This is a genomic window from Sphingomonas sp., from assembly GCF_965227385.1.
Lineage (GTDB): Bacteria > Pseudomonadota > Alphaproteobacteria > Sphingomonadales > Sphingomonadaceae > Sphingomonas.
This window is the reverse complement of the sequence record NZ_OZ245750.1, coordinates 3,470,072-3,480,728: the sequence shown is the minus strand read 5'-3', so window position 1 is coordinate 3,480,728 and position 10,657 is coordinate 3,470,072. Positions and strand designations below refer to the sequence as shown.

Genomic DNA, 10,657 nt, shown 5'->3' with positions numbered 1-10,657 from the left:
CATCGGCCCGCTGCGCTGACCGGCGCACCATGATTGGCCCGGACAAGCTCATTCTGTCCGGGCCAATGCGATGGGATCAGGCGTTTTGCGCGATGTTGAGATCGACCGAGATGTTCCCGCGCACCGCATGCGAATAGGGACATACCGTGTCGGCCTCGGCGACCAGTGCTTCGGCCTCGTCGCGGCTCAGACCGGGCAGCAATACGTCCAGCGTCACGGCAAGGCCGAAGCCCTTGTCCGCGCGCGGCCCGATGCCGACCGTCGCGCTGACGCTGGCATCGGCGGGCAGGCGCGCATGCTTGCCCTGGGTACCGACGAACTTCATCGCGCTGAGAAAGCAGGCGGCATAGCCCGCAGCAAAGAGCTGTTCGGGGTTGTTGCCCTGGCCGTTTCCGCCCAGTTCCTTTGGCGTTGCAAGTGCCACTTCGAACGTGCCGTCGTCGGTGCGCGCCGTGCCGTCGCGGCCACCGGTTGCGGTGGCGCGGGTCGAATAGAGAATCTTGGTCATGTCAGTGTTCCTTTCCAGTTGGGATTAACGGGCAAAGCTGCTGCGCAGGCGCTGGGCGCCCTGGGCGATGGCGGCGCGGGCCGGCGCGCTCTGTGCAAGCGGGTTGAGCATCACGAAATCGTGGATGGTTCCGTTGTAGCGGGTGACGACGACGGGGACGCCGGCTTCGATCAGGCGGCGTCCATACGCCTCACCCTCGTCGCGCAGCAGATCGTTTTCGGCCACGATGACGGTGGCCTCAGGCAGGCCGGCAAGCTGCTCGAGCGAGGCGCGCAGCGGGAAGGCGAGCACGTCCTTGCGCCGGTCGGCGGGGTAGTTGGCCGCCAGGAAATAATCCATTGCCGGGCGGGTCAGGAACGGTCCGTTGCCGAATGCGCGATAGGAGGAATTGTTCGAGACATCATCGGTGACCGGATAGAAGAGCAGCTGATGGCTGATCTTGGGACCCGCGCGATCTTTGGCCATCATCGTCACCGCGATCGCCATGTTGCCGCCGGCGCTGTCACCCGCGACCGCCAGCCGCGTCGCGTCGATTCCCAGCGATGCGCCATGCGCGGCGACATGGTCGAGCGCGGCATAGGCCTGTTCGTTGTTGACCGGGTAGCGGACTTCCGGAGCGTTATCATATTCGACAAAGACGACCGCCGCGCGCGCCTGCACCGCCAGTTCGCGGATCAGGTGATCATGCGTCTTGCGATCGCCCATCACCCATCCGCCGCCGTGATAATAGAGGATTGCGGGCAGCGCGCCGGAAGCATCCGCCGGGCGCACAACGCGCACGCGGACCTGCCCGGTGGGACCAATTTTCCAGACGAGGTCTTGCGTCGACGTTGCGGCGGAGGCGGCGACGGTGTCGGCCTGCACACCGGCCAGCACGGCGCGAGCGTCGGCATAGGGCAGTTCGTAAATCGGCTTTCCCGCAGCAGCAGCCTTCGCGAAAGCAGCGGCGGACGGCTCGAGCGTCTGGGCCATGGCGGGCGTGGAGGCGAACGCCAGCAATGCGGTCGAGGCTAGGGCGGACAATTGGATCATGGTGCGCATCGGTCGGGTTCCTTTATAATCGCTCACGATTAAATCGTGTGCGATCTAAATAGCACTGGGATTTGCGCTGTCAACCATTGCGATTTAATCGCGTGCGATTTATATTTCAGCTATGACAGAGACCCTCCATTCCGCCGACCAGGGCGAGCCGCTCGACCAGTTCCTATGCTTTTCGGTTTATGCCGCAGGGTTGGCGTTCAACCGGGTCTACAAGCCGCTGCTCGACCGGTTCGGCATCACCTACCCGCAATATATCGCGCTGGTGGCCTTGCGCGGTAAGGATAGCCAGACGGTGAGCGAACTTGGCGGCAAGCTCCATCTGGAGTCGAATACGCTTACCCCGCTCATCAAGCGGCTGGAGGCGGCGGGGCTGGTGACCCGCACGCGGGACAAGCAGGATGAACGGGTCGTCCGGCTGGCACTGACCGATGCCGGCCATGCTGTGATCGATGATGCGCTCGGCTGCATCCCAGTCGCGGTGCTCGAGGCAACGGGAATGCAGCCGACGGAGTTGCAGGCGTTGAACCAAAAGCTGGCGGCGCTCGGCGCTGCCCTGAGGAACGCTCCAGCGTCCCCGGACGGGACCGCCGACTGATCCATGTTCTCAAACGCGTGCTGGCGTTTGACGTGGAGCATCGCTGCTGTCGGCGTTTATCCCTCCAGCTTCACGAAGCGCAGCCCCGCGCGTTCGCTGCTTGGTGCAACGGCATTGCCGGCCTGTCTGCGCGCGCGAGGCGACCAGCGTGTCCATCATGCCGGTCCTGAACCGGCGGTCGGCATCGGTCCAGGCGCGCGTCGTGCGCGGTCTGAGGTGAAGATGGTCGTACCGGTAATGTCGGCAAGGTCGGCGATGTCACAAGGAAGGCCGGGCGTCGCTTACGCCTTGAAGACGACGGTGCGCGCGCCGTTCAGCAGCACGCGATCCTCAAGATGGTAGTGGACTGCGGTGGCGAGGACGCGGCGCTCGATATCGCGCCCTTTGCGCACCAGATCGTCGGGCGTGTCGGCGTGCGAAATCGCCTCGACATCCTGATGGATGATCGGGCCTTCATCGAGATCGGCGGTGACGTAATGCGCGGTCGCGCCGATCATCTTCACCCCGCGCTGATAGGCCTGGTGATAGGGCTTGGCGCCCTTGAAACCGGGCAGGAAGCTGTGGTGGATGTTGATGCACCGCCCCGCCAGGAAGGCGGCGAGATCGTCCGAGAGGATCTGCATGTAGCGGGCCAGCACCACCAGTTCCGCGCCGGCGTCGGTGACGATCGCCTTGATCGCTGCCTCCTGTGCGGGCTTCGTGTCGGGCGTGACCGGCAGATGGTAATAGGGGATGTCGCCGATCATCGAGGTGGCGAGCGCTTCGCGGGGATGGTTCGAGACGATCCCGACGACATCCATCCTCAGCTCGCCGATACGGCGGCGATAGAGCAGGTCGCCCAGACAATGATCGAACTTCGACACCAGCAGCAGTACGCGCGGGGGGCGGGAATTGACGCGGAATTTCCAGTCCATGCCCCAGCCCCGTGCCAGCTCGGCAAAGCGCGTCTCAATATCGCCCACTGCCCCGGCGGGCGCCGCGAACACAACGCGCATGAAGAAGCCACCGGTGATCGTGTCGTTATATTGCTGCGATTCGACGATGTTGCAGCCCGATCGGGTGAGGAAGCCGGCAACCGTGGCGACGATCCCCTGCCGGTCAGTGCAGTGTAGGGTAAGGGTGCAGGTTTCGGTCATGCGGTGGTGTCCGTTTCGTTTGCCCGCGCATAGGCATCGATCCAGTCGAGCGTGCGTGCCAGGCCGCCAAAGGGGTAGAAATGCAGCCGGACCGGCCCGTGATCGGGCGTCAGCCCCGCCGCTAGCGTCGCGACGAAGCGGTCCGGGCCGGCGCTGCCGATCAGGTTGCCGAGCGAGAGGCCGTATTTGCGCAGCACGGCAGTCGATGCCCCGACGCCGCACAGCGTGGCATAGCGCATCAGCGTTTTGATCCCTGCCGGTCCAGGCACGCCCAGCCGCACCGGTGCGTCGATCTTGCGGCGGCGCAATTCGGTCAGCCAGCGGACCACAGCATCGGCGTCGAAGCCGAATTGCGTGACGATGAGCGGGGCCATGCCGCGCCGCGCGATCTCTTGGCATTTGCCGTCGAGCACCGCGAAACACTCGGCCTGCGTCATATTTGGATGGCCTTCGGGATGCCCGCCGACCCCGATCGCGCGGATCCCGCAGCGTTCGAACGCGCCCGTCGCGATCAGCGACGCACTGTCGGCGAATGGTCCGGCGGGCGTGGACGGATCGCCCGCGACCACGAAGCAGCGCTGCACCCCGGCCTGATCGACCACGGCGGCCAGATAATCCTCGAATTCTGCGCCGGACCCGATCCGCCGCGCGGAGAAATGCGGCATCGGCTCAAACCCCAGGGCACGGATCGTCTGCGCGGCGCGCACCCGCGCGTCGAGGGTCTCGCCGGGCAGGAAGGCGATGGCGATCGGCGTCGCCGGCGGGATACGCGGCGCGACCGTGCGCAGGGCCTCGGCATCCTTGGCGGTGATCTCGATCGAATAGCCGTCGATCGCCGACGTGGCGGGGCGGGACCAGTTGGGGTGGATGAGGGGAGGGGGCACCGGATTCCGCGTCCTGGATTGAAGATTTGCGTCTAGCGCGCAGACTCAAATTCGCATAGACGAATAATTCACGTATGCGGATTGAAATGGACTTGCGCGAAGACCTGCTGATCCTGCCGGGATTGATGTGCGACGCGGGCATGTTCGCGGCGACGCTGGCGGCATTCCCGCAGGCGCGCACGATCGACGACCATTATGGGGGCGCGGACACGATCGGGGCGATGGCAGAGCATGTCCTTGCCTCCGCGCCAGCCAATTTCGCGCTGATCGGGCATTCGATGGGCGCTCGGGTCGCGCTCGAGCTGCTCGCGCGCGTACCCGATCGCGTCACCCGGCTGATGATCGCCGACACCGGCGTGCATGGCGTGCGTGAGGGCGAAGCAGAAAGCCGATATGCGCTGCGCGACCTCGGTCGCCGCGAGGGGTTCGACCGGCTGGTCGATGCGTGGTTGCCGCCGATGGTCGGTGAAGCCGCGCGTGCCAATGCGCAATTGATGGCGGTGCTGCGGGCCATGTGCCTGCGCGCCGGGCAGGCGGTGTTCGAGGCGCAGACCGAGGCGCTGTTAAACCGCCCCGACACCGACGCCGTGCTGCAGGCGCTGACCTGTCCGGTCGCGGTCGTGGTCGGTGCCGAAGACCAATGGTCGACCATAGATCAGCACCGGGACATCGCCGCGCGGATCGCGCGGGCAACGCTGCATGTCATCGGCGCTGCTGGCCACATGGCCCCCGCGGAAGAGCCGCAACAATTCAACACCCGGATCCGGGAATGGCTCGCCATCCCCGCCATGACCCCAGCTTAGGAGAGGCACGACCATGACCGACAAGACGCTTCAGCAACTGCTCGACGAACAGACCAACATTGTCGATTTCCTGCGCAACCAGCAGGTCGGCCCCAACGCTTATCCGGGCGTTCCGGCCGAATATTCCAACTGGCGCGACGAGCAATTGTCCTGGGCGAACACCGCCGTCTTGTTCAACCAGAGCTTCCACATGGTGGACCTGCTCGTCACCGGGCCGGACGCGTTCGAGATGCTGCACTATCTCGCACCCAACAGCTTCAACGGCTTCGTCCCCAACCGCGCCAAGCAGTTCGCCCCGGTCACCCCAGAAGGCTATGTCATCGGCGACGTGATCCTGTTCTATCTTGAGGAGAACACCTTCGAGCTGGTCGGGCGCGCGCCGTCGATCGAATGGGTCGAATTCCACGCAGCGTCGGGCAAATGGGACGTCAAAGTCGAGCGTGACGAGCGCACCGCCGCGCGGCCGGACAAGGATAATCGCCGCAACTATCGCTTCCAGCTGCAGGGTCCGAACGCGATGAAGGTGCTCGAAAAGGCGATGGGCGCGACCCCGCCCGAGCTCAAATTCTTCCACATGGCCCCGGTCGAGATCGCCGGCGTCGAAGTGCGCGCGCTGCGCCACGGCATGGTCGGCCAGCCGGGGTACGAGCTGTTCGGCCCGTGGAAGGACTATGACACGGTCCGCAACGCGCTGATCGAAGCGGGCACGGAGTTCGGCCTGACGCCGTGCGGTGGGCGGACCTATGCGTCGAACACGCTGGAATCGGGCTGGATCCCCTCGCCGCTGCCGGCGATCTACACCGGCGACTCGCTCGCCGAGTATCGCGCGTGGCTGTCGGCCAAGTCCTATGAGGCGGGCGCGTCGGTCGGCGGCAGCTTCGTGTCCGAGAGGATCGAGGACTACTACCTGACGCCGTGGGACCTGGGATATGGGCACATGGTCAAGTTCGACCATGACTTTATCGGCCGCGAGGCGCTGGAGCGGATGAAGGACCAGCCGCATCGCCGCAAGGTGACGCTGGCGCTCGATACGCAGGACATGCTGCGGGTGATGAGCTCGATGCTGCAAAAGGGCGATCGCGCGAAGTTCCTCGACTTCCCGAGCGCGGTTTACGCGATGCACCCCTATGACGCGGTGCTCAAGGATGGCCGCCCGGTCGGCATCTCGACCTGGATCGGCTACACCGCCAATGAAGGCCGCTTCCTGACGCTGGCGATGGTCGACGCGGACGTTGCCGAGCCCGGCACCGAAGTGACCTTCGTGTGGGGCGAGCCCGATGGCGGCACGCGCAAGCCGACCGTCGAGCGGCACGTGCAGGTCGAGATCAAGGCGACCGTCGCCCCCGCGCCCTATTCGGAAGTCGCGCGCGATTCCTATGCCGAGGGCTGGCGTACGCGCGGGTGATTGTGGTGCCGGGCAGGCCGCTGCGGTCTGCCCGGCTACGCCCCTGCATCGATCGCGGCGCAGGCGGCGGTCAGGCGGTCCATGATCTGTGTGCGCGCCTCCGCCGTGTGGCGCAGCTTGGGCAGCGCCACGGCGAGCGCGCCCACCGCGACGCCGTCGATCCGCACCACGCGGGCGATGCCACAGACGCCTAGCGTATATTCCTCGTCCGTCAGCGCAAAGCCGGTGTCGCGCACCGCCGCGATCTGACCGCGCAACGTTGCCTCGTCGGCGATCGTGCGCGGGGTGAACAGCGGGCGGGGGGCTTCGTCGAAATAGCGCGCCAATGTGGCATCATCGAAGCTCGACAGGATTGCCTTTCCCGCGGCCATGCAATGCAGCGGCGCGCGCGCGCCGACACTGACCGCATAGCGCAGCGCCTGTTCGGCGGTCTCGGTCACGCGGGCCTCGATCTCCCACTCGGTCAGAGTGAAGAACGACGTGGTTTCGTTCAGCGACCGGCGCAACGCGTGCACCTGGGGCGCCACGCGATCCTCGATCGACATTGCGCTGGCGGGCATGCGCAGCCGCTCCAGACCGGCGCCGGCGAGATAGCGGCGACCCTCGCGCCGCAGATAAGTCCGCTCGCACAGCGTCGCGAGCAGATAGGACAGGCTGCTGACCGGAATCTGCAGTGCGGCGGCAATGTCCTGCGCCGCCACGCCTGAAGGATTGCCGACGACATATTCGATGATGTCGAGCGTCCGCATCGCGGACTTGACCGTTGGCTGGGTGGGTTTGGTCATTCGGCTTCCGTTGTTCAGAAGGTCAGACTACCCCGGCGCTCGGCAAATCGCCATCCGGCATCGGTGCGGATGAAGCGGTCGTGGAAGCTGCCGACTTTGGGCGCGCCGTCGCCGGTGAACAGCAGCATCGCGGATTCGCCGATCGCATGATCCGCATCGATCACGTCGATGACGACATTGGAGCAGATGTGCCGCGTCGTGCGCGCGGGGCGGGCGAGGAATGCCGCCAGGATCGTCGCGCGCCCGGTGATCCAGTCATCGGGCGCGGTCGGGCGGCTCATCCTGCCATCCTCGGCATAGAGGTTCGCTAGCTCCGCCCAGCGCGCGGCATCGTTGAGATTGGCGTAGCGTGCGACCAGCTTGGCGCAGTCCGCCTCGATAGCGCGGGCGGCCTCCGGGGTCAAAGCCGTGCGTCCGCCAGATCCGCGCCCTCACGCAGCGCGCGCAGCTTCTTCCACGTCACGTCGGGATCGATCTTGCCATAACCGGCAAAGGTGCCGAACCCGCAATCGGTGCTGGCGATCACCCGGTCCTTGCCGACGATCCGCGCATAGCGCTCGATCCGCTGGGCGATCAGTTCGGGATGCTCGACATAGTTGGAACAGGTGTCGATCAGCCCCGGTGCGAGCTTCTTGTCGTCGGGCAGCGCCGCGTCGCGCCAAACCGTCCATTCATGCTCGTGGCGCGGATTGGCCGCTTCGAACAGGATCGTGCCCGGGCGCGCGGTGAGGACGATGTCGATGACCTTGTCGAGCGCAATGTCGCAGTCATGCGGCCCTTCATAATTCCCCCAGCAGACATGCATCCGCATCCGCTCGGCGGGGATGTTCGCGGTGGCGGCGTTGAGCGCTTCGACATTGGCGGCAGCGGTCGCGAGGAACTCGGCGTCGCTCTGGTCCTGAAAGCCGGTGTGCCGCGACATGGCAAGGTCGGGGCAGTCGAGCTGAAGGTCGAAGCCCGCGGCGACGATCGCCTCATATTCCGGGCGCATCGCGTCGACCAGATCGGTAAGGTATGCCTCGTGCGATGGATAATGGCGGTTGACCTGAAACGCAGTGATCAGGCCGGGCGAGGCGGCGTTCATGAACCCGCGCGCGCCGCCACCCGCCTGGTCGAGCGCGTGGCGGAAGCGGCGGATATCGTCGTGCAGCGGATCGAGCGTTTTCAGCCGCACCGGGCCGATGCACGACGCGCGGGTGAATTCCTGCGACCCCATGATCGCCGATAGCTTGCGCGCAAGACCGGGATGCGCGGCGAGGTCGGCGGCGGGGCGGCGGTCGATATGCCCGCCAAAGCCCTCCAGCCGTTCGATCATATAGGTCGAATAGCCGACCTTCCCCAATTCTCCGTCGCTGACGATGCTGACCCCGCATGCGACCTGCTGCGCCACCGCGGCATCAACCGCGGCCTGAACGCGCGCGTCGAACAGCGCCGCGTCATAGGGCTCACCCTTGTCGCGGGCGAGCAGCAGCGGGGTCAGTTCATCACCGCGCGGAAGGCTGCCCACATGCGTCGTCGCGATCATCACCGTCTCCTGATATTGCGGCGGTGATGGCATCGTTTCACGGATGTGCAAGCATCATATTTGCGAACTAACCGGTGGAACTGCGGATCAGGTCGATCAGCCAGCGCATCCCCGGATCGTTGCTGCGCGTGACATGATATTGCGCCATCTCGACCAGCGGCGGGACCGGCAGCGGTGGGACCACCGTCATCAGCGGGAAGTTGCGCGCCATTTGCGCCGCCAGCCGCCCCTGGATCAGCGCGAGCCAGTCGGTGTCCTGAAGCAACCATGGGAGCATGCCGAAATTGGGCGCGATCATCGCGACTCGGCGCTGGATTCCCATGCGGTCGAGATAGGCGTCGCCAAAGCTCGGCAGCCGTTCGTCGCCGATCGCGACATGAACATGCTCATACGCCAGCATCGCCGCCAGCGTCGTCTCAGCGCTCAGCGCCGGATGCCCCGCGCGCCCGACCAGCCGGTATTCGTCCTCGAACAACCGCTCCGACGGCAATTCGGGCGCCACATATTCCTGGAGCGTGATGAGCAGGTCGATCCCGCCGCTTTCGAGCAGCTCGATCCGTCGCGGGCTGGGCAGCAACAACTCGATCCGAACCCCTGGCGCGGTCGCGGCAAGGCGGGTGACGATCGGGAACAGGATCGACGTCGCGATATAGTCCGACGTCATGATCCGGAACGTCCGGTTGGTCGTCGCCGGATCGAAATGGCGGGACGTCGCGATCACGCCCTCCATTGTCTCCAGCGCCTGGCGCACCTGCGGCAGCAGCGTTTCGGCAAAGGGTGTCGGATACATCCGCTTGTTGCGCGCGATCAGCAGCTCGTCGCCGAAATAGCTGCGCAGCCGCGCCAGCGCATTGCTCATCGCCGGCTGGCTCAGGTTCAGCCGCTCCGCCGCGCGCGACACGCTGCGGTCGCTCATCAGCGCCTCGAACGCGACGATCAGGTTAAGGTCCAGTCCCTTGAAACGCATCGCCAATCCATCATTTGGATCAATTCAAATGGATCAGAACTATAAGTTTTTCAATGCTGCGGCTTGGCGGTAGGTCATGCCCAACCAAATTCGGAGCAGGATGCATGAGCAGAGTAAGCGAAATCCGCTACGTCGGATATGCCGTTACAGCGCTTGAGGAAGAACGCGCATTTTACGCCGATGTCTGGGGGCTGGAGCCGGTCCCGTCGGACGACGGCATGACCTATTTCAAGGCGCAGGGGCATGACGAGCATCATGTCGTCCGGCTGCGCGCGGCCGATACCAAGCGGATCGACGTGATCGCGCTGGCTGCGGACAATCGCGCCGATGTCGACGCGTTGCATCACAAGGTTGCAGCGGCCGGCTGCCAGATCATCCATGCCCCGCGCGATCTGACCGCGCCGGGCGGCGGCTATGGCTTCCGCTTCTTCTCACCCGATGGACTGCCGTTCGAGATTTCGAGCGACGTCGCGCGCGGATCGAGCCGCGCGATGCAGCGCTGGGACGGCGTGCCGCAGAAGATCAGCCATATCGTGCTCCACTCTCCCGATCATCAGGCGATGGTGAAGTTCTTCGTCGATGTGCTCGGCTTCCGCGTCAGCGATTGGCTGGGTGATTTCATGTGCTTCCTGCGCTGCAACAGCGCGCATCACCGCATCGCGATCCTACCCGGACCCGCCTGCCTCAACCATGTCGCCTATGACATGCTGACCGTGGACGACATGATGCGCGGCATCAGCCGCCTGCGGAAGAAGGGCACCGATATCCGCTGGGGCCCGGGGCGGCACACGGCGGGCAACAACACCTTCAGCTATTTCACCACGCCGAGCGGTTTTGCGGTCGAATATACCTCGGAGCTGGAGGAGGTCGATTTCGAGAGCCATGTCGACAAGGTCCATGTCCCCGGACCGACCGTGATGGACCAGTGGGGCGTCGGCGTCGGCGGCCCGCAGACCATGCCGCATCCCGAGGCCGATGCCGGCCTGTTCCAGGCAGCAGAGGCTTAAG

Annotated in this window: 12 protein-coding genes; 4 read left to right on the top strand and 8 right to left on the bottom strand. The window is 65.3% G+C overall.

All coding sequences use genetic code 11. The features are described from left to right. Positions 1 to 76: 76 nt before the first annotated feature. Both ACO05N_RS17085 and ACO05N_RS17080 read right to left on the bottom strand, forming a co-directional pair. The gene (locus ACO05N_RS17085) at positions 77 to 508 is read right to left on the bottom strand and encodes an organic hydroperoxide resistance protein (RefSeq protein WP_422058186.1); all 432 of its coding nucleotides are present in this window, start codon (positions 506 to 508) and stop codon (positions 77 to 79) included. Between the two features lie 24 nt (positions 509 to 532). Next, the gene (locus ACO05N_RS17080; protein WP_422058185.1) at positions 533 to 1,549 is read right to left on the bottom strand and encodes an alpha/beta hydrolase; all 1,017 of its coding nucleotides are present in this window, start codon (positions 1,547 to 1,549) and stop codon (positions 533 to 535) included. Between the two features lie 112 nt (positions 1,550 to 1,661). Between ACO05N_RS17080 and ACO05N_RS17075 the strand changes: the two genes are divergently transcribed. Continuing rightward, complete coding sequence (locus ACO05N_RS17075) at positions 1,662 to 2,144, top strand: MarR family winged helix-turn-helix transcriptional regulator (RefSeq protein WP_422058184.1); 483 nt, start codon at positions 1,662 to 1,664, stop codon at positions 2,142 to 2,144. 281 nt (positions 2,145 to 2,425) lie between these two features. Here the strand turns inward: ACO05N_RS17075 and purU are convergent, their stop codons facing one another. Next, positions 2,426 to 3,280, bottom strand: a complete 855-nt coding sequence (gene purU / locus ACO05N_RS17070; protein ID WP_422058183.1) for a formyltetrahydrofolate deformylase — start codon at positions 3,278 to 3,280, stop codon at positions 2,426 to 2,428. Next, positions 3,277 to 4,164 carry a methylenetetrahydrofolate reductase gene (locus tag ACO05N_RS17065; RefSeq protein ID WP_422058182.1) on the bottom strand — a complete coding sequence of 296 codons (888 nt, stop codon included), beginning with the start codon at positions 4,162 to 4,164 and terminating at the stop codon, positions 3,277 to 3,279. The genes purU and ACO05N_RS17065 overlap by 4 nt, the downstream gene beginning before the upstream one ends. Before the next feature lie 86 nt (positions 4,165 to 4,250). Here ACO05N_RS17065 and ACO05N_RS17060 point away from each other — a divergent pair, with 86 nt between their 5' ends. After that, entirely contained in the window at positions 4,251 to 4,967 is a 717-nt protein-coding gene (locus ACO05N_RS17060) for an alpha/beta fold hydrolase (protein WP_422058181.1), read from the top strand. Positions 4,968 to 4,980: 13 nt separating this feature from the next. Then, positions 4,981 to 6,372, top strand: a complete 1,392-nt coding sequence (desA, locus tag ACO05N_RS17055; RefSeq protein WP_422058180.1) for a syringate O-demethylase — start codon at positions 4,981 to 4,983, stop codon at positions 6,370 to 6,372. A gap of 35 nt (positions 6,373 to 6,407) precedes the next feature. On the opposite strand, the gene ACO05N_RS17050 is transcribed toward desA, so the two are convergent. The 4 genes from ACO05N_RS17050 to ACO05N_RS17035 all read right to left on the bottom strand — a co-directional run bounded on the left by ACO05N_RS17050 (position 6,408) and on the right by ACO05N_RS17035 (position 9,649). Continuing rightward, on the bottom strand, positions 6,408 to 7,157 hold the full coding sequence (locus tag ACO05N_RS17050; protein ID WP_422058179.1) for an IclR family transcriptional regulator: 750 nt from the start codon (positions 7,155 to 7,157) through the stop codon (positions 6,408 to 6,410). Between the two features lie 14 nt (positions 7,158 to 7,171). Next, positions 7,172 to 7,561 carry a nuclear transport factor 2 family protein gene (locus ACO05N_RS17045; RefSeq protein ID WP_422058178.1) on the bottom strand — a complete coding sequence of 130 codons (390 nt, stop codon included), beginning with the start codon at positions 7,559 to 7,561 and terminating at the stop codon, positions 7,172 to 7,174. After that, positions 7,558 to 8,685 (bottom strand): cobalamin-independent methionine synthase II family protein, encoded by a 1,128-nt coding sequence (locus ACO05N_RS17040; RefSeq protein ID WP_422058773.1) that lies wholly within the window; start codon positions 8,683 to 8,685, stop codon positions 7,558 to 7,560. Before ACO05N_RS17040 ends, ACO05N_RS17045 begins: the two co-directional genes overlap by 4 nt. A gap of 64 nt (positions 8,686 to 8,749) precedes the next feature. After that, positions 8,750 to 9,649, bottom strand: coding sequence for a LysR family transcriptional regulator (locus ACO05N_RS17035; RefSeq protein ID WP_422058177.1), 900 nt, complete (start codon positions 9,647 to 9,649; stop codon positions 8,750 to 8,752). 104 nt (positions 9,650 to 9,753) lie between these two features. On the opposite strand from ACO05N_RS17035, the gene ACO05N_RS17030 reads away from it, so the two are divergent. Continuing rightward, positions 9,754 to 10,656 (top strand): VOC family protein, encoded by a 903-nt coding sequence (locus ACO05N_RS17030; RefSeq protein WP_422058176.1) that lies wholly within the window; start codon positions 9,754 to 9,756, stop codon positions 10,654 to 10,656. Position 10,657 lies beyond the last annotated feature (1 nt).

Bases quoted from the DNA above. Each gene is read 5' to 3' on its own strand.
- ACO05N_RS17085 (WP_422058186.1), bottom strand. From the start codon at position 508: ATGACCAAGATTCTCTATTCGACCCGCGCCACCGCAACCGGTGGCCGC.
- ACO05N_RS17080 (WP_422058185.1), bottom strand. From the start codon at position 1,549: ATGCGCACCATGATCCAATTGTCCGCCCTAGCCTCGACCGCATTGCTG.
- ACO05N_RS17075 (WP_422058184.1), top strand. From the start codon at position 1,662: ATGACAGAGACCCTCCATTCCGCCGACCAGGGCGAGCCGCTCGACCAG.
- purU (WP_422058183.1), bottom strand. From the start codon at position 3,280: ATGACCGAAACCTGCACCCTTACCCTACACTGCACTGACCGGCAGGGG.
- ACO05N_RS17060 (WP_422058181.1), top strand. From the start codon at position 4,251: ATGGACTTGCGCGAAGACCTGCTGATCCTGCCGGGATTGATGTGCGAC.
- desA (WP_422058180.1), top strand. From the start codon at position 4,981: ATGACCGACAAGACGCTTCAGCAACTGCTCGACGAACAGACCAACATT.
- ACO05N_RS17050 (WP_422058179.1), bottom strand. From the start codon at position 7,157: ATGACCAAACCCACCCAGCCAACGGTCAAGTCCGCGATGCGGACGCTC.
- ACO05N_RS17035 (WP_422058177.1), bottom strand. From the start codon at position 9,649: ATGCGTTTCAAGGGACTGGACCTTAACCTGATCGTCGCGTTCGAGGCG.
- ACO05N_RS17030 (WP_422058176.1), top strand. From the start codon at position 9,754: ATGAGCAGAGTAAGCGAAATCCGCTACGTCGGATATGCCGTTACAGCG.